This window comes from Pseudomonas sp. S10E 269, assembly GCF_002798465.1.
GTDB classification, from domain to species: domain Bacteria; phylum Pseudomonadota; class Gammaproteobacteria; order Pseudomonadales; family Pseudomonadaceae; genus Aquipseudomonas; species Aquipseudomonas pergaminensis.
This window is the reverse complement of record NZ_PHIJ01000001.1, coordinates 850,511-866,552: the sequence shown is the minus strand read 5'-3', so window position 1 is coordinate 866,552 and position 16,042 is coordinate 850,511. Positions and strand designations below refer to the sequence as shown.

Sequence of the window (16,042 nt, the reverse complement as noted above, 5' to 3'; positions counted from 1 at the left end):
AGAATTTGGCCCTGGTTTTAAACCTTTTTCAAATTATGTGTTCTAGTTATCACCAGAGCATTTGCGCACCATGGACGATGCTGCCAAAATGCCATTACTGATAGCGAGTTCGCGCCCATGCGTATTGATGGCTTTTCCTCACAGTCTTACCCAATCAAACGCAAGCCGCGTAAGGCAAACGTCACGGTAGACGAGTCGGTCGAGGATTCACCGGACTTCATCGACGTCCAGGCCGATGCGCAGGCCAACTCTCAACCTCGTATCAGCGGTCTTCCCGCCCGTCAGCAAGACATGGTCTTCCCGCGCTCAATGAGCAAAAGCGTCGCCAACGCCCTGGCCAGCTACCTGACCACCGCCGGTTTTGTCGAATGGGATATGGAAGTGCTGGGTCTCGACATCCACATCTGATGCGTCTGCCTTACTACCTCGGTTGCCCGTCCTGGAGTGAAAACGCCTGGCGCGAGTACCTGTACCCCGCCGATGCCCGCTCCAGCGATTACCTCGCGCTCTATTCCCAAGTCTTCAATGCGGTTGAAGGCAATACCACGTTCTACGCTCGCCCCTCGGCCGCCACAGTGCAACGCTGGGCTGAAATCATGCCCGACGATTTCCGCTTCACGGCCAAATTTCCCGGTGATATCAGCCATAGCGGCAACCTGATTGAACAGCTGCCGGCTGCGCAAAGCTTTGTGGGCTTGATGAGCCCGTTGGGGGAGCGCGTCTCGCCGATGTGGTTGCAACTGCCCGCGACGTTCACACCGCAGCGCCTGGGAGAGCTGGCAGGTTTCATTGATGGCCTGGAGCGGCCAATGGCAGTGGAGGTACGCCATCAGGCGTTCTTCGCCAAGGGCGATGCCGAGCGCATGCTCAACCGCTTGCTGCGTGACCGGGGTGTGGAGCGTATCTGCCTGGACCCGCGCGCACTGTTCAGTTGCACCTCCACCACGGCCGCCGTGCTGCACGCCCAATCGAAAAAGCCCAGGGTGCCGCCAAGGCCGGCGGCGCTGACGCAGTTTCCCCAAGTGCGGTTTATCGGTCATCCCGAACTGGAAGCCAACGACCCATTTTTGCTGCCATGGGTGGAAAAGGTCGCCGGCTGGATCGAAGAAGGGCGCACCCCCTACGTGTTCCTGCACACCTCGGATAACCGCCTCGCCGCGCAATTGGCGCTGCGCTTTCACGACCAGTTGATGGCGCGTCTACCCGGCCTGCCGCCGCTGCCGACCTTGGATCGGGCCCCCGAAGCGGAGCAACTGGGGTTACTCTAGGGCTCCTTTTCCCGCCAGGAGCCCGACATGGATGCCCAAACCCTTCGCGCCGAAACCTTCAAGGCCTTGCATGAGCGTGACCGCGCGTTCGTGATGCCAAACCCATGGGACGCAGGCTCCGCCGTCATGCTGGCCAGCCTGGGTTTTGAAGCGCTGGCCACCACCAGCGCGGGCTACGCGTTCAGCCTGGCGCGGCCAGATGCAGAAGGCGCGCTGTCCCTGGAAGACACGTTGATCAACGCAGGCATGATTGCCAATGCCACGGCGTTGCCGGTCGCGGCGGACCTGGAAAACGGCTTCAGCGACACCCCCGAAGGCTGCGCCCAAACCATCCTGCGTGCTGCGGCTAGCGGGATCGTTGGCGGCTCCATCGAAGATGCCACGGGCATTGCCGTCGACCCGATCTATCCCTTCGACCTGTCCGTCGAGCGTGTGGAAGCCGCGGTGGCTGCCGCGCGCAGCCTGCCATTCCCTTTCACCCTGACGGCCCGTGCGGAAAACCTCCTGCATGGCCGCCTGGATCTGCCCGACACCATCCGCCGCCTGCAAGCCTACGCCGAGGCCGGTGCCGACGTGCTGTACGCGCCGGCCCTGCGCACTGCCGAGGAAGTGTTGGCGGTGGTCAAGGCGGTGGCGCCCAAGCCAGTGAATGTGTTGATGTCCGGCGGCTTGAACCTGAGCGTCGCGCAGCTCAGCGAGATGGGTGTGCGGCGCATCAGCGTTGGCTCGGCCCTGGCGCTGGCCGCCTATGGTGAGTTCTATCGCGCTGCCCAGGAAGTCTATGAACTGGGCACGTTCACCTTTACCGAGCGCAAGATGCCGTTCAGTCAGGCCAACCAGTTCTTCAAGGACTAAGCGGTGCGCTTTTTCAAAGTGATGGGCGTGTTGCTGATCCTGGCGGGTGCCGTTGCCGTGGGTGCCTGGCGTGGATGGGTGCCACTGCCGGCCGATTGGAACCCATGGGCACCGCTGGACGTGCGCGCCAACCCCAACTTCTTGACCCGCTACAAGCTGGGCCGCCTGCAGGATGACCCGGCGCTGTGCGACCAGGTGCTGGAAACCTCGGGCCTGCGCGTCAGCCATCAGGCGGACTCGCCGGCGGATGCCGCGTGCCCCTTGCGCAATACTTTGCGCGTTCAGGGCGCTGCGGTGGGGCTGAGCAGCAGCTTCCTTGCCAGTTGCCCATTGGCGGTGGCGTTTGCGCTGTTCGAGCGCCACAGTGTGCAACCGGCGGCCCAGGCGGTATTCGGCCAGGCGGTGACGCGGGTCGATCACCTGGGCAGCTTTGCCTGCCGCAATATCTACAACCGTGCCGAGGGGCGACTCAGCCAGCACGCGTCGGCCAATGCGCTGGACATTGCCGGCTTTCGCCTGGCGGATGGGCGCAGCATCAACGTGCTCAAGGACTGGCCAGGGGAGGGCGACAAGGCGCGGTTTCTGCGTCAGGTCCGCGACAGCGCCTGCGATGATTTCAATGTGGTGTTGAGCCCGGACTACAACGCCGCGCACCGCAACCATTTCCATCTGGATATGGGGCGTTGGTGGGTGTGTCGCTGAGGGTCAGGCGGCCAGGCGCAGGTTCTGGGTGACCAGCGGGCGCGCCCAGTAGTAATCAAAGTCCAAGGCTTTTTGTTGCGCCACCAGTTCTTCGGTGGGGTACGGCGTGGCAGCCGGTGGCAGCAGGTCCAGTTCGAATTCGGCGATGGGCAGGTGCAGAGGGCGAGGTTCCGGTGCCGGGCCAGGCTCTGGCAACGGTTGGCCGGCGGTCAGCACAATCGGGCGCACCCAGCCGCTTTCGAAATTCTGCTGGCGCTGCTGGGCGACGATCTCTTCTTCCGGGAACGGCGGGGCGGCCGGTGGCAGCAAGTCGGCCTCGAGCTCGGCGATCGGCAGGAACAGCGGTTCAGGGGGGGCGATTTCGGTGTCTTTCACGTCGCACTCACGTTGGGTGAGGATCTGCGACAACAGGTCGGCGCCGGCGCTGGGTTCTACCGCTGGGTCCGCTGGTGCAGGCACCTGCACGGCGAGCGCGTCCGGCGTATCGCCAAGCTGCTCGGCCAGCGCCCGGGCGAAGAAGTCCTGCCACACATGACTCACCCCGGCCAGCGCTTGAGTATTGCGCAGGCCGTAGTGGTTGTGGGTCGGCAGTACACCGATGGTTAGGGGAAGAATGTCTGACATTTTTCTCGGTCGACGCTCAGCTCTGGCAAAATACCTGACTGTTGTTTTTATCGGCCGGTATTTGCCGATCCTTAATATTTTTGAGCGTAGCGATTGATGAGCGAACAACCAGCGGCCAGCCGCATACAGGTCGAGGCCTTGGGCGACGGTTTCAAGGCCCGTGCCGAGCAGTGGGCGTCTCTGTTGGGGCTGCCGTTGCAGGTGGCGGATGCGGACTTTTCCCTGCAAGTCGGGGAGCATGGCCTGCAGTTGCAACAGCTCGGGCCTGATGCGCCTGGGCCGGTGCGGGTGGACTTTGTGGAAGGGGGCGCGGCACATCGGCGTTTGTATGGTGGCGGCAGCGGGCAGATGATCGCCAAGGCCGTCGGCATCGCCCAAGGCGTGCGCCCACGGGTGCTGGACGCCACGGCAGGTCTGGGCAAGGACGCCTTTGTGCTGGCGAGCCTGGGCTGCGAGATGAGCCTGATCGAGCGTCAGCCGCTGATCGGCGCATTGCTTGAAGACGGGCTGGCGCGTGGCGCGGATGATTTCGAGGTGGCGCCGATCGTGGCGCGCATGACGCTGCTCAAGGGCAACTCCATCGACGTGATGCGCAATTGGGAAGGCGAGCCGCCGCAGGTGATCTACCTCGACCCGATGTTTCCGCACCGTGAGAAAACTGCGCTGGTGAAGAAGGAAATGCGCCTTTTCCGGCCGCTGGTGGGGGATGATCCTGACGCTCCGGCGCTGTTGGCGGCCGCCCTGGCCCTGGCCAGTCACCGGGTGGTGGTCAAGCGTCCGCGCAAGGCGCCGTGCATTGAGGGGCCCAAGCCGAGCCATGCGTTGGATGGCAAGTCCAGCCGGTATGACATCTACCCTAAAAAAGCACTCAAGCCTTAAGCCACAAGCTGCAAGCTAAAGTGCTTTCAACTTGCAGCTTGCAGCTAACAACTTACCGCTGCCTCTCTCCTATAAGCCCGCATAAACAACCCCACCACCTCCTGCACATGGGCTTCGGCGGCTTCTTCACTCAGTTGCCCGCCGCAGCCATACAGCAGGCAAAAGTTCGCCGTGCCCTTGAGCAGGCAGAAGAAGTGTTCGGCTGCCGTAAACGGTTTGTCGATGCTCAGCGCGCCGCTCTGGTCGATCTTGCTGAGCAGGCGTTCCATGCCCTGCAACATGCGCATGGGGCCTGCCTCGAAGAAGATCTGCGAGAGTTTCACGTCCTGATTGCCGGTGGTCATCATCAGGCGATGCAGGTTGACTGACTCTTCGCTATTGATCAGGCGATGGAACCCCCGCGCGATGTTCAACAACACGGTTTCCACGGGCATGCCCGTGGGCAGCTCGAAGTACATCACCGGCAGTTGTTCTTCGCACTTGGCCACCACGGCGGCGGTGAACAAGGTCTCTTTATCGTTGAAGTGGCTGTACACGGTCAGTTTCGACACGCCGGCTTCCAGTGCCACCGCATCCATGCTGGTACTGGCGTAGCCATTGCTCAAAAACAGATTTTTCGCTGCTTCGAGGATTGCCTGGCGTTTTGCCATGTCCTTGGGGCGCCCGGGGCTATTGGTGTTTACAGGATTGTCGGACATTTTCACCTTTAATACTGGACTGGCGAGTTTGGTATTAATACCATACCCGCCAGTATAATTATTCCTAGCTCTACTTGCGAAAGGTCCTACAGCATGCGCAGTACTTTCCTGCCCTTTGCTTTGCCTGTCAGTTTGGTCTTGCTGTTGTCCGCTTGCGGCCATGAAGAAGCGGCCCAGATTACCATCCGCCCGGCCATGGTGGTGCAGCCACAGCCTTCTGCGCAGTCGATGGACAGCTACCCAGGCGAAGTGCGCGCACGCTTTGAGCCGGACCTGGCCTTTCGCATTGGCGGCAAAGTCAGCAAGCGGCTGGTGGAAGAGGGCGAACGCGTCAAGGCCAACCAGGCGCTGGCAGAGCTCGATCCTCAGGACGTGCGCCTGCAACTGGAAGCGACCCGAGCCCAAGTCGCCGCCGCCGAGGCCAACCTGAGCCTGGTGCGGGCCGAACGCGACCGCTACAAGACTCTGATGGACCGTCAGATGGTCAGCCGCTCTCAGTACGACAATTCCGAAAACCTCTATAGATCCGGTGAAGCACGCCTCAAGCAGATCAAGGCCGAGTTCGACGTGGCCAGCAACCAGGCCGGCTATGCCGTATTGCGTGCGCCCCAGGACGGGGTGGTTGCCAAGCGTGCGGTAGAAGTCGGCCAAGTGGTGTCTGCCGGCCAGACCGTATTTACCCTGGCCACCGATGGCGAGCGTGAAGTGCTGATCAGCTTGCCGGAGCAAGGTTTTGGCCGCTTCAAGATCGGCCAGCCGGTGTCGGTCGAGCTGTGGAGCCAGCCCGATCAACGCTTCAGCGGGCGCATTCGCGAGCTGTCGCCGGCAGCCGATCCGAAGTCGCGCACCTTCGCCGCACGTGTGGCATTCATCGGTGGCAAGGTCCCGGCCGAATTGGGCCAAAGCGCGCGCGTTTTCATACAGGCCGACGGTGTTGTTCCGCTGTCGGTGCCGCTGTCGGCCCTCAGTGCGGAGAACGGTGCGTCCTACGTCTGGCGTGTGCAGCCGGACAACTCCATCACCCGTGTGCCGGTGCGCGTTGGCGCCTTTGGTGAAAAATCCGTCCCGGTCCTGGAAGGCCTGGCCCCGACCGATTGGGTGATTGCTGCGGGTGTGCATGTGCTCCACGAAGGCCAGCAGGTGCGGCCGGTGGATCGCTCCAACCGTGTGGTGAATCTGGCGGCCAAGGAGTAGTCCCCGATGGGTTTCAATCTTTCCGAATGGGCGTTGCGCAATCGCCAGATCGTACTGTTCCTGATGATCCTGCTGGCGGTTGTCGGCACATTGTCCTACTCCAAGCTGGGGCAGAGCGAAGACCCGCCGTTCACCTTCAAGGCCATGGTGATCAAGACCAACTGGCCCGGCGCTACGGCCCAGGAAGTCTCGCGGCAAGTTACCGAGCGCATCGAGAAAAAACTCATGGAGACCGGTGAGTACGAACGCATCGTCTCCTTCTCGCGCCCCGGCGAGTCCCAGGTCACCTTCATGGCCCGTGACGCCATGCACTCGGCGCAGATTCCCGAGCTGTGGTACCAGGTGCGCAAGAAGATCAGCGACATTCGCCAGACCTTGCCGCCGGATATCCAGGGGCCGTTTTTTAACGATGAATTCGGCACCACCTTCGGCAACATCTACGCACTGACCGGCGACGGTTTCGACTACGCGGTGCTCAAGGACTACGCCGACCGCATCCAGATTCAACTGCAGCGCGTCGCGGATGTGGGCAAGGTCGAGTTGCTTGGCCTGCAGGATGAAAAAATTTGGATCGAGCTGTCCAACCTCAAGCTGGCCACCCTCGGCCTGCCATTGGCGGCGGTGCAGCAAGCCTTGCAGGAACAGAATGCGGTCTCCACCGCAGGCTTCTTTGAAACCCCGAGCGAGCGCGTGCAACTGCGGGTGTCGGGCAACTTCAAGACTGTGGAAGAGATCCGCAACTTCCCGATCCGTGTGGGTGATCGCACCTTCCGCATCGGTGATGTGGCTGATATCCACCGTGGCTTCAACGACCCACCGGCACCGCGCATGCGCTACATGGGCGAAGACGCGATCGGCCTGGCCGTCGCCATGCGTGACGGTGGCGACATACTGGTCTTGGGCAAAGCCCTGGAAGGCGAATTCGCACGCCTGCAGAAGAACCTTCCGGCCGGCATGGAGCTGCGCAAGGTGTCGGACCAACCGGCGGCGGTGAAGACCAGCGTCGGCGAATTCGTGCAGGTACTGGCCGAAGCGCTGGCCATCGTGTTGCTGGTGAGTTTCTTCTCTCTGGGCGTGCGCACCGGCATGGTGGTGGCCCTGGCGATTCCGCTGGTTCTGGCAATGACGTTTGCCACCATGTACTACCTCGGCATCGGCTTGCACAAGATTTCCCTGGGCGCGCTGGTGCTGGCGCTCGGTTTGCTGGTGGATGACGCGATCATCGCCGTGGAGATGATGGCGATCAAAATGGAGCAGGGCTACGACCGGCTCAAGGCCGCCAGCTTTGCCTGGACCAGCACCGCGTTCCCGATGCTCACCGGCACATTGATCACCGCCGCGGGTTTCCTGCCGATTGCCACGGCGCAGTCGAGCACCGGCGAATACACACGCTCGATCTTCCAGGTGGTGACCATCGCGTTGCTGGCTTCGTGGGTCGCTGCCGTAGTGTTCGTGCCCTACCTGGGGGAAAAACTCCTGCCAGACCTGGCGAAGATTCATGCAGCCAAGCACGGCACCGATGGTCCGGATCCCTACGGCACGCCGTTCTACCAGCGCGTAAGACATTTGGTGGAGTGGTGCGTGCGGCGGCGCAAGACGGTAATCGTCCTCACCCTGCTGCTGTTTATCGGCTCGGTGGCGCTGTTCCGCTTCGTACCACAACAGTTCTTCCCGGCGTCCGGTCGCCTGGAACTGATGGTTGATCTCAAACTTGCCGAAGGCGCCTCCCTGAGTAACACCGCCGAGCAGGTCAAACGCCTGGAAGCTTTGCTCAAGCACCACGCAGGCATCGACAACTACGTGGCCTACGTGGGGACTGGTTCGCCGCGTTTCTACCTGCCGCTGGATCAGCAACTGCCAGCCGCCAGCTTCGCCCAGTTTGTGGTGCTGGCGAAAACCATCGAGGAGCGCGAAAGCCTGCGCACCTGGCTGATCGAAACTCTCAACGAGCAATTTCCCGATCTGCGTTCACGGGTGACCCGCCTGGAAAACGGCCCACCCGTGGGCTACCCGGTGCAGTTCCGGGTGACCGGTGAACACATCGAGGAAGTCCGCGCCCTCGCGCGCAAAGTAGCGGCCAAGGTTCGCGAGAATACCCATGTGGTCAACGTGCACCTGGACTGGGAGGAGCCGAGCAAGATCGTCTACCTCAATATTGACCAGGACCGTGCCCGTGCCCTCGGCGTCAGCACGGCCAACCTGTCGAAATTCCTGCAGAGTTCGTTGACCGGTTCCAGCGTGAGTCAATACCGGGAGGACAACGAGTTGATCGAAATCCTCCTGCGCGGCACCGTGCATGAGCGCACCGAACTGTCTCTGCTGCCAAGCCTGGCGGTGCCGACCGACAATGGCAAGAGCGTGGCGCTGTCGCAGATCGCCACCCTCGAATATGGCTTCGAAGAAGGCATCATCTGGCACCGCAATCGTCTGCCGACGGTGACGGTCCGTGCGGATATCTATGGCAAGGAGCAACCGGCGACATTGGTCCAGCAGATCCTGCCGAGCCTTGAAGGTGTGCGTGCCGAGCTGCCGGATGGCTACCTGCTGGACGTCGGCGGTACGGTCGAGGACTCTGCCCGTGGCCAGAACTCGGTAAAAGCCGGTGTGCCGCTGTTCATCGTGGTGGTGCTGACCTTGCTGATGCTGCAACTGCGCAGCTTCTCACGCACGGCGATGGTGTTTCTGACCGCCCCGCTTGGGCTCATCGGTGTGACGCTGTTCCTGCTGGTCTTCCGCCAGCCTTTTGGCTTCGTGGCCATGCTGGGAACCATCGCCCTGTCCGGGATGATCATGCGTAACTCGGTGATCCTGGTGGACCAGATCGAACAAGACATCAAGGCGGGCCTGGCACCGTGGCAGGCGATCATCGAAGCCACCGTGCGACGCTTCCGCCCGATTGTGCTGACGGCTTTGGCGGCAGTGTTGGCAATGATCCCGCTGTCACGCAGTGTGTTCTTCGGGCCGATGGCTGTGGCGATCATGGGCGGGTTGATTGTGGCAACCGCGCTGACGCTGTTGTTCCTGCCGGCGTTGTACGCGGCATGGTTCAGAGTCAGGAAAGAAGTGGTGTAAGCCTGACAGCATTGCGCCAAGGCCCCGTACAAGCGGCCTTGGCGCAGTGGTTCAACGGTGATACGAGGGTTACAGCGCTCCGAATACCTTCTTCGCCAGGCTGGTGGCCGCCGCCGCCGGGTTCTCGCGGATGGTTTCTTCCTGCTTGGCAATCATCTTGAACAAGCCGTCCAGCGCCTGTTCAGTCACGTAGTTCTCGACGTTGGCGCTCTTGGCGTCCACCGCGCCGAAGGCTGCAGCCTTGCCGGCCAAAGCGTTGTACTGCTGGGCCACGCCGACCTTGTCGGTAGCGGCCTTGACGATTGGCAGGAACTTGGCGCGGATCTGTTCGCGACTGCTTTTGTTCAAGTATTGGGTGGCCGAATCCTGGCCACCGCTGAGGATGCCCTTGGCGTCCGTGACGCTCATGTTCTTCACGGCGTTGACCAGGATCGGCTGAGCCTGGGTCACGGCGGTTTCGGCAGCCTTGTTCATGCTGGTTTCCAGCTGGGTGACTTGGTCGCCCATGCCGAACATTTTCAGTTTGTCGGCGACTTTGCCCAGCTTGCCTGGCAGGCCGATCTTCACTTCCGGGTTGTTGCTGAAACCACCGGGTACGCCCAGTTGCTTCACGGCAATCTGCGCGCCTTGGGTCAGGGCGTCCTTGAGGCCGCCGCTGGCGTCACCCTGGGACAGGCTGCTCAAGTCCAGGGCCATGGCGTTGGCACCGAGCAACAGGCCGGCACACAGGGCAGTCAAACGAAGGGAGTTACGGAGCATGGACGCTTCCTTTTGGTAGGGCTTATGTTCTGGTGGCTATCAGTGGGCCACTGCATCAACGCGCAGACGCAGCGGTTGCGGGTCCTGGCCATTGAGCTGCACGGAGTGCCGTTCGGTGGTGATAAACAGTAGCTTGCCATCCAGTTCGATGCGAGCGCTCACCGAGTAACTGTGGCCGGGTTTGACTTGCGCCGGGTCGTAGCTCAGGTGAAAGGGCAGCGGCACCTGGCCCTTGACCGGGCCTTTCTGCTCGGCGAGGGTCACAGCCGGTGCATCCGCCAGGGAAACGTCTTGCAGGCTGACACTCAGGGTCGCGGCCGGCGGCAGGGCGATGCGTTGCAGGTAGAACACTTCGCCATCGAGGCTGGCCTTGGGCGTGGGGCTCATGGACTGGCAGGCTCCGAGCAGGGCGGTGAGGCCCAGGAGGATGATCTTTTTCATGGTACAGCTCCTTTTCAGCGGCGCCGGCATCCAACCGGCGCCTTCTTAAATCTAGCGGCTTTCTTCAGGTTCGACAGGTGCTTCGGCCGCGCCATCGACACGGTGCAGGGCGACCTGGCGGATCGACAGGCGAATCTCCGCCGGCAGCACGCGCTTGGCCGCGCCCTCGGCCAGTTCGCCGAGCAGGTCGTGGTAGCTCAACTTGCCAGCCTCGTCGCGGCGCAGCACATCTTGCTCCAGCAAGGTCTGGATGAAATGTCGGAAAAGGCTCTTGTCGAAGAACTCCGGGGCGTTGAGCCCATGCAGGATCGACAGGCGCTGGGCCATGATCGTGCACAGGTCTTCCAGTTCTTCGGCACTGATGCTGTTCTGGCCACTGTTGAGCAGCAGTGAGATGGCCATGTAGAAGCGTTGCAGGGTCTGGGCAATGCTCTTGGACAGCAGCGTCAGCAGCACAAAGTGCCGCGAGCTCGGGGCCGGGCGCAGGTACACGTTGTTCTCGAAACGCAGCAGGCCTTGCTCGACAAAGGCCTCCAGCCATTGGTCGATCACCGTATCGAGTTCTTCCAGTGACCAGCGGATAAACAGCTCAGATTGCAGGTACGGATACAGCGCGTGGCTGTAGCGCAGGATCTGCTCACGGCTCATGCGCGAGGTGCTTTGGAAGAAACTTGCCAGCAGCGCCGGCAGGGCAAAGATGTGCAGCACGTTGTTGCGGTAGTACGTCATCAGGACGGCGTTCTGCTCGTCCAGGTACAGAATCTTACCCAGGGCATCGCTCTGTTCCGACAGCAGGTCCATGTCCTTGACGTGCTTGATCAGCGCCAGGCCATCACCTTCGGGCAAGGTGGTGTGCTGCGAGTAGGGCACCCGGCGCAACAGCGCCAGGTACAGGTCCAACTGGCGGGCCATGGCTTGTTCGTCCAAGGCCAGGCGTGTGGTGGACAGCAATGCCAGCGCCACCAGGTTCACCGGGTTTACCGCCGCGGCTTCGTTCAAGTGGCGCGCCACCTGTTCGCCGAGGCGGTTGGTGGTCTCGTTGAGCCAAGCCGGCTTGTAGTTCGGGCCCAGTTCCTGGGAGCGCCAATCCGGCTGTTCACTGTCGAGGAATTCGGCCAGCTTGATCGGCTCGCCAAAGTTGACCGCGACCTGGCCAAAGCGTTGCTTGAGCGCGCCGACCACTTTGAAAATATCGAAGATCGATTCTTTTTTCTTGCTCGCGCCACGCAGCTCGCCAAGGTAGGTGCGGCCTTCGAGCACGCGCTCATAACCGATGTACACCGGCACAAACACGATGGGCATGCGCGAGGAGCGCAGGAAACTGCGCAGGGTAATCGCCAGCATGCCGGTCTTTGGCTGCAGCATACGCCCGGTGCGCGAGCGTCCGCCTTCGACGAAGTACTCCACCGGGAAGCCCTTGGTGAACAAGGTGTGCAGGTATTCGTTGAACACCGAGGTGTACAGCGGATTGCCCTTGAAGGTGCGGCGCATGAAAAACGCACCGCCACGGCGCAGCAGGCTGCCGATCACCGGCATGTTCAAGTTGATACCGGCGGCGATGTGTGGCGGGGTCAGGCCGTTCTTGAACAGCAGGTAGGACAGCAGCAGGTAGTCGATATGGCTGCGGTGGCACGGCACATAGATTACCTCGTAACCCTGGGCAACCTTTTGCACACCTTCGATGTTATTGACCTTGATGCCGTCGTAGATCTTGTTCCAGAACCAGCTCAGCACCACTTCGAGGAAGCGGATCGCGGTGTAGGTGTAGTCCGAGGCGATTTCGTTGCCGTAGCGCAGGGCCTGGGCCTTGGCTTTTTCCGGGCTGATTTTTTCGCGCTCGGCTTCGTCGATGATGGCCTGGCGCACCAATGGCATGTTGACCAGGCCCTTCACCAGGTTGCGACGGTGGGACAGGTCGGGGCCGATCACCGCCGTCTTCAGGTTACGAAAGTGCACACGCAGGATGCGCTGGGCCATGCGCACAGTGCGTTCGTGCCCTTTATTGTGCTCGATCAATTCACGCAGGTTGATAGGCGCAGAGAATTGCACACGGGTCTTGCGACCCAGGATCAGGATGCTCAACAAGCGACGCAGACGCCCGGTGACGGCCCAGCTGTCGGCAAACAACAGCTTCCACGGGCTGGACTCGCTTTCGGGCGACTGGCCCCAGAACACGCTGACCGGAATGATTTGTGCATTCTCTTCGGCGTGGTCGCTGAGAGTGTCGACCAGGCGGGTCAGGGTCGGCGGCGCGCCGCGCTTGTCCTGGCGGCCGAGCCAGTCCGGTTCCGGCGTGAGGTAGAAGAACGCCGCCGGTTCCATCAACGGACCGACCGAGACCGGCAGCACCGGGCGCGGCAGGCCGGCCTTGGTGCACTCGGCATCGACCACGGCCAATTCGGTGAGGGAGGGCGATTGCAGGACGTAGAACACCGGCCGGCTGCGGTCCAGGTTGAGGGTTAGGGACGACTGGTTGATCGTCTCCGAGCGAACCCAGAGGTACAACAGTCGGCGCAAGGTGCCAAACACTAGACGGCGGAACGGGGAGCGGGTCATAGGCGTGCTGCTTCAAGTGGAAAAAACCGAGCAGGCGCTCGGGCGGGTAGTGTGCCGTATTCGCCGAAAATCGGCAAAAAAGCAGCGATGTAAACTTGAGTTGATCGTTTTTGAGCCTGTCTTATACTCGGCAGTTCAATGCGAGCGACTCAACAATAAAAAGCATGTGGGAGCAAAACAGATGGCAACGCGCGAAACCGGCAATGTGAAGTGGTTCAACGATGCAAAGGGCTATGGCTTCATTCAACGCGAAGACGGCAAGGATGTGTTTGTGCACTACCGCGCCATTCGCGGTGAAGGCCACCGCTCCCTGGCCGAGGGCCAGCAGGTGGAATACGCCGTGGTGACCGGCGAGAAGGGCTTGCAGGCGGAGGATGTGGTGGGGCTTTAACGCGGACGTTGTTACACCGCTGAACCCATGTGGGAGCTGGCTTGCCTGCGATGCAGACACTTCGGTCTATCAGCTAGACCACAGTGATGCTATCGCAGGCAAGCCAGCTCCCACAGTTTGATTGGGTTCACACGTCAGGCTTATGCGGTTTTCCAGGTGATCTGCTCTTCACCGTCTTCACTGATGCGAATCCAGGTATCAGCGCTTTCTTCACCTTCTTCCTCGACCCACGTACCCGGTGCGCAACGCACTTCGACGTTCAGCGCGGCAAACGCGGCGCGGGCGCAGGCGATGTCGTCGTCCCACGGCGTCTGGTCGCTTTCCAGGTACAGGCTGTTCCATTTGCCCACGGCTTTGGGGAGCCAGGTCACGGGCACGTTGCCGGCCTTGCATTTGTAGGTCTGGCCTTTCTGGACCCAGTCGGTGCAAGGACCCAGAGCGGCGCCCAGCCAAGCGGCGATGGCCTTGTAGTCGACGTCGGCGTCCTTCAGGTAAATCTCGATATCAGGTTGGCGCATGGATGTTCCTCGTTGCGGGATTCGAAAATCCATTCGCGGATGCTTAAAAGTCGGTTATTGAAGCACGAAATAATCGTAGCGCATCGACACCGTGACCTGCAGCGGCTCGGCGGCCTCGATGACTTCGGCACGGCGCTCGGCACTGGCGCGCCAGCCGTGGGGTGTCATCGCCAGCAAATTCGCCCGGTCCTGGGGCTCGGCCAGGCTGAGGGTGAATTCCAGCGTCTCGCTGTGGGCCAGGCTCATGCCGTCGGGCACCAGGGCCAGGTGCTTGTCGTCGGTGTACTCGCGCACTTCGTCGTACAGGCGCTCACGCAGTTCCATCAGGTGGCCGCTGGTCGGGCCGACCTTCATCAGGCCGCCGCCGGGGCTGAGCAGGCGCTTGGCCTCTTCCCAGTCCAATGGGCTGAACACGCTGGCAAGAAACTGGCAACTGCCTGACGCCAATGGCACACGGGCCATGCTCGCAATCAACCAGGTCAGCGCCGGGTTGCGCTTGCACGCGCGCTTGACGGCTTCCTTGGAGATATCCAGGGCGTAGCCATCGGCGTGGGGCAGGGCGTCGGCGATTTGCGCGGTGTAGTAACCCTCGCCACAACCGATATCCACCCAGCGCTGCGGCGCGCGTTCTGCGGCAAGTTCCGCCAGGCGCTTGGCCACCGGGGCGTAGTGCCCGGCGTTGAGAAAATCACGACGGGCCTCGACCATGGCGAGGTTATCGCCCGGGTCGCGGCTGTTCTTGTGCTGCACCGGCAACAGGTTCAGGTAACCCTGGCGTGCGCGGTCGAAACGGTGCCCGGCCGGGCACGCCACGCCATTGTCCACCGCGTTCAGCGGGGCGCTGCAAATGGGGCAGGCCAGCATCAGGCGAGCAACTTGATCAGGGTCTGGTAGTAGATTTCGGTCAATACATCGAGGTCGCTGGCCAGGATGCGCTCGTTGACCTGGTGGATCGTGGCGTTGACCGGGCCGAGTTCGACCACCTGGGTGCCCAGCGTGGCGATGAAGCGCCCATCCGAAGTGCCACCGCTGGTGGACGCCTTGGTCTCACGCCCGGTGATCGCCTTGATGCTCGCCGACACCGCATCCAGCAACGCGCCGGGTTCGGTGAGGAACGGCAGGCCTGACAGGGCCCAGTCCACGTGCCAGTCCAGGCCATGCTTGTCGAGGATCTCGGCAACCCGCTGTTGCAAGCCTTCAACGGTGGATTCGGTGGAGAAGCGGAAGTTGAACACTGCCGTCAGGTCGCCCGGAATCACGTTGGTCGCGCCGGTGCCGGAGTTGAGGTTGGAGATCTGGAAGCTGGTCGGCGGGAAGAACGTGTTGCCGTCATCCCAATGCTCGGCGGCCAGTTCGGCCAAGGCCGGTGCGGCCAGGTGGATCGGGTTCTTCGCCAGGTGCGGGTAGGCCACGTGACCCTGTACACCGCGTACGGTCAGGGTGGCGCCGAGGGAGCCGCGACGGCCGTTCTTGACCACATCGCCCACCAGCGTGGTGCTGGAAGGTTCGCCGACGATGCACCAGTCCAGGCGCTCCTTGCGTGCGGCCAGGCGTTCGATCACGGCCTTGGTGCCATGGTGCGCCGGGCCTTCCTCATCGCTGGTGATCAGGAAAGCGACCGAACCCTTGTGGTCCGGGTAGTCGGCGACAAAACGCTCCGACGCCACCAGCATTGCCGCCAGGCTGCCTTTCATGTCTGCTGCGCCACGCCCGCAAAGCATGCCGTTTTCATCGATCAACGCGTCGAACGGGTCGTTCTGCCAGGCTTGCACCGGGCCGGTCGGCACCACGTCGGTGTGGCCGGCAAAGCACAGCACCGGGCCGTCGTGCTTGCCGTGAGTGGCCCAGAAGTTGTCCACGTCTTCAATGCGCATTGGCTCAAGCGCAAAACCGGCGTCGCCCAGGCGCTGCATCATCAGCTTCTGGCAATCGGCGTCAATCGGCGTGACCGATGGGCGACGGATCAGGTCGATGGCAAGTTGAAGGGTCGGCGAAAGGTCGGCGTGGGCCGTCATGGGGGAACTCCGGAAAGCGTGTAATGGGCGCAGGGCGAATGTGGAATACAGAACTTGAAATGGCGAAATT

16 protein-coding genes are annotated in these 16,042 nt (G+C 61.9%); 8 read left to right on the top strand and 8 right to left on the bottom strand.

Features of this window, described 5'->3' with window-relative positions; all coding sequences use genetic code 11:
- Positions 1–117: 117 nt before the first annotated feature.
- From CWC48_RS04160 to CWC48_RS04145, 4 genes are read left to right on the top strand one after another with little or no spacing between them, the layout of a single operon-like run.
- On the top strand, positions 118–408 hold the full coding sequence (locus CWC48_RS04160) for a hypothetical protein (RefSeq protein WP_100491382.1): 291 nt from the start codon (positions 118–120) through the stop codon (positions 406–408).
- Positions 408–1,268 carry a DUF72 domain-containing protein gene (locus CWC48_RS04155; protein ID WP_100491381.1) on the top strand — a complete coding sequence of 287 codons (861 nt, stop codon included), beginning with the start codon at positions 408–410 and terminating at the stop codon, positions 1,266–1,268. Before CWC48_RS04160 ends, CWC48_RS04155 begins: the two co-directional genes overlap by 1 nt.
- 27 nt (positions 1,269–1,295) lie before the next feature.
- A complete protein-coding gene (locus CWC48_RS04150) occupies positions 1,296–2,123 on the top strand; it encodes an oxaloacetate decarboxylase (RefSeq protein ID WP_100491380.1) in 828 nt (275 codons plus the stop codon).
- 21 nt (positions 2,124–2,144) lie between these two features.
- Positions 2,145–2,825 (top strand): extensin family protein, encoded by a 681-nt coding sequence (locus CWC48_RS04145; RefSeq protein WP_371857065.1) that lies wholly within the window; start codon positions 2,145–2,147, stop codon positions 2,823–2,825.
- Positions 2,826–2,828: 3 nt separating this feature from the next.
- Here the strand turns inward: CWC48_RS04145 and CWC48_RS04140 are convergent, their stop codons facing one another.
- A complete protein-coding gene (locus CWC48_RS04140; RefSeq protein WP_078047186.1) occupies positions 2,829–3,449 on the bottom strand; it encodes an energy transducer TonB in 621 nt (206 codons plus the stop codon).
- Positions 3,450–3,545: 96 nt separating this feature from the next.
- Between CWC48_RS04140 and CWC48_RS04135 the strand changes: the two genes are divergently transcribed.
- On the top strand, positions 3,546–4,328 hold the full coding sequence (locus tag CWC48_RS04135; protein ID WP_078047187.1) for a class I SAM-dependent methyltransferase: 783 nt from the start codon (positions 3,546–3,548) through the stop codon (positions 4,326–4,328).
- Between the two features lie 44 nt (positions 4,329–4,372).
- Here CWC48_RS04135 and CWC48_RS04130 read toward each other — a convergent pair whose 3' ends face one another.
- Positions 4,373–5,026 (bottom strand): TetR/AcrR family transcriptional regulator, encoded by a 654-nt coding sequence (locus CWC48_RS04130; protein WP_078047188.1) that lies wholly within the window; start codon positions 5,024–5,026, stop codon positions 4,373–4,375.
- Positions 5,027–5,119: 93 nt separating this feature from the next.
- Here CWC48_RS04130 and CWC48_RS04125 point away from each other — a divergent pair, with 93 nt between their 5' ends.
- Both CWC48_RS04125 and CWC48_RS04120 read left to right on the top strand, forming a co-directional pair.
- Positions 5,120–6,220 carry an efflux RND transporter periplasmic adaptor subunit gene (locus tag CWC48_RS04125; protein WP_100491379.1) on the top strand — a complete coding sequence of 367 codons (1,101 nt, stop codon included), beginning with the start codon at positions 5,120–5,122 and terminating at the stop codon, positions 6,218–6,220.
- 6 nt (positions 6,221–6,226) lie between these two features.
- Entirely contained in the window at positions 6,227–9,292 is a 3,066-nt protein-coding gene (locus CWC48_RS04120) for an efflux RND transporter permease subunit (protein WP_100491378.1), read from the top strand.
- Between the two features lie 69 nt (positions 9,293–9,361).
- Here the strand turns inward: CWC48_RS04120 and CWC48_RS04115 are convergent, their stop codons facing one another.
- The 3 genes from CWC48_RS04115 to plsB are packed head-to-tail and all read right to left on the bottom strand — an operon-like array spanning position 9,362 to position 13,048.
- On the bottom strand, positions 9,362–10,051 hold the full coding sequence (locus tag CWC48_RS04115) for a DUF4197 domain-containing protein (RefSeq protein ID WP_071496953.1): 690 nt from the start codon (positions 10,049–10,051) through the stop codon (positions 9,362–9,364).
- A 39-nt stretch (positions 10,052–10,090) separates the two neighbouring features.
- Positions 10,091–10,492, bottom strand: coding sequence for a YbaY family lipoprotein (locus CWC48_RS04110; protein WP_078047191.1), 402 nt, complete (start codon positions 10,490–10,492; stop codon positions 10,091–10,093).
- Between the two features lie 51 nt (positions 10,493–10,543).
- Complete coding sequence (plsB, locus tag CWC48_RS04105) at positions 10,544–13,048, bottom strand: glycerol-3-phosphate 1-O-acyltransferase PlsB (RefSeq protein ID WP_078047192.1); 2,505 nt, start codon at positions 13,046–13,048, stop codon at positions 10,544–10,546.
- Positions 13,049–13,229: 181 nt separating this feature from the next.
- Here plsB and CWC48_RS04100 point away from each other — a divergent pair, with 181 nt between their 5' ends.
- Positions 13,230–13,439 carry a cold-shock protein gene (locus CWC48_RS04100; RefSeq protein WP_003219353.1) on the top strand — a complete coding sequence of 70 codons (210 nt, stop codon included), beginning with the start codon at positions 13,230–13,232 and terminating at the stop codon, positions 13,437–13,439.
- Between the two features lie 140 nt (positions 13,440–13,579).
- On the opposite strand, the gene CWC48_RS04095 is transcribed toward CWC48_RS04100, so the two are convergent.
- From CWC48_RS04095 to dapE, 3 genes are read right to left on the bottom strand one after another with little or no spacing between them, the layout of a single operon-like run.
- Positions 13,580–13,957, bottom strand: coding sequence for a hypothetical protein (locus tag CWC48_RS04095; protein ID WP_012722582.1), 378 nt, complete (start codon positions 13,955–13,957; stop codon positions 13,580–13,582).
- 54 nt (positions 13,958–14,011) lie between these two features.
- Positions 14,012–14,821, bottom strand: a complete 810-nt coding sequence (locus tag CWC48_RS04090) for a putative RNA methyltransferase (protein ID WP_078047193.1) — start codon at positions 14,819–14,821, stop codon at positions 14,012–14,014.
- Complete coding sequence (gene dapE / locus CWC48_RS04085; RefSeq protein WP_100491377.1) at positions 14,821–15,972, bottom strand: succinyl-diaminopimelate desuccinylase; 1,152 nt, start codon at positions 15,970–15,972, stop codon at positions 14,821–14,823. The genes CWC48_RS04090 and dapE overlap by 1 nt, the downstream gene beginning before the upstream one ends.
- Positions 15,973–16,042 lie beyond the last annotated feature (70 nt).

Coding starts and splice junctions, on each gene's coding strand:
- CWC48_RS04160 (WP_100491382.1), top strand. CDS start 118: ATGCGTATTGATGGCTTTTCCTCACAGTCTTACCCAATCAAACGCAAG.
- CWC48_RS04155 (WP_100491381.1), top strand. CDS start 408: ATGCGTCTGCCTTACTACCTCGGTTGCCCGTCCTGGAGTGAAAACGCC.
- CWC48_RS04150 (WP_100491380.1), top strand. CDS start 1,296: ATGGATGCCCAAACCCTTCGCGCCGAAACCTTCAAGGCCTTGCATGAG.
- CWC48_RS04145 (WP_371857065.1), top strand. CDS start 2,145: ATGGGCGTGTTGCTGATCCTGGCGGGTGCCGTTGCCGTGGGTGCCTGG.
- CWC48_RS04140 (WP_078047186.1), bottom strand. CDS start 3,449: ATGTCAGACATTCTTCCCCTAACCATCGGTGTACTGCCGACCCACAAC.
- CWC48_RS04135 (WP_078047187.1), top strand. CDS start 3,546: ATGAGCGAACAACCAGCGGCCAGCCGCATACAGGTCGAGGCCTTGGGC.
- CWC48_RS04130 (WP_078047188.1), bottom strand. CDS start 5,026: ATGTCCGACAATCCTGTAAACACCAATAGCCCCGGGCGCCCCAAGGAC.
- CWC48_RS04125 (WP_100491379.1), top strand. CDS start 5,120: ATGCGCAGTACTTTCCTGCCCTTTGCTTTGCCTGTCAGTTTGGTCTTG.
- CWC48_RS04120 (WP_100491378.1), top strand. CDS start 6,227: ATGGGTTTCAATCTTTCCGAATGGGCGTTGCGCAATCGCCAGATCGTA.
- CWC48_RS04115 (WP_071496953.1), bottom strand. CDS start 10,051: ATGCTCCGTAACTCCCTTCGTTTGACTGCCCTGTGTGCCGGCCTGTTG.
- CWC48_RS04110 (WP_078047191.1), bottom strand. CDS start 10,492: ATGAAAAAGATCATCCTCCTGGGCCTCACCGCCCTGCTCGGAGCCTGC.
- plsB (WP_078047192.1), bottom strand. CDS start 13,048: ATGACCCGCTCCCCGTTCCGCCGTCTAGTGTTTGGCACCTTGCGCCGA.
- CWC48_RS04100 (WP_003219353.1), top strand. CDS start 13,230: ATGGCAACGCGCGAAACCGGCAATGTGAAGTGGTTCAACGATGCAAAG.
- CWC48_RS04095 (WP_012722582.1), bottom strand. CDS start 13,957: ATGCGCCAACCTGATATCGAGATTTACCTGAAGGACGCCGACGTCGAC.
- CWC48_RS04090 (WP_078047193.1), bottom strand. CDS start 14,821: ATGCTGGCCTGCCCCATTTGCAGCGCCCCGCTGAACGCGGTGGACAAT.
- dapE (WP_100491377.1), bottom strand. CDS start 15,972: ATGACGGCCCACGCCGACCTTTCGCCGACCCTTCAACTTGCCATCGAC.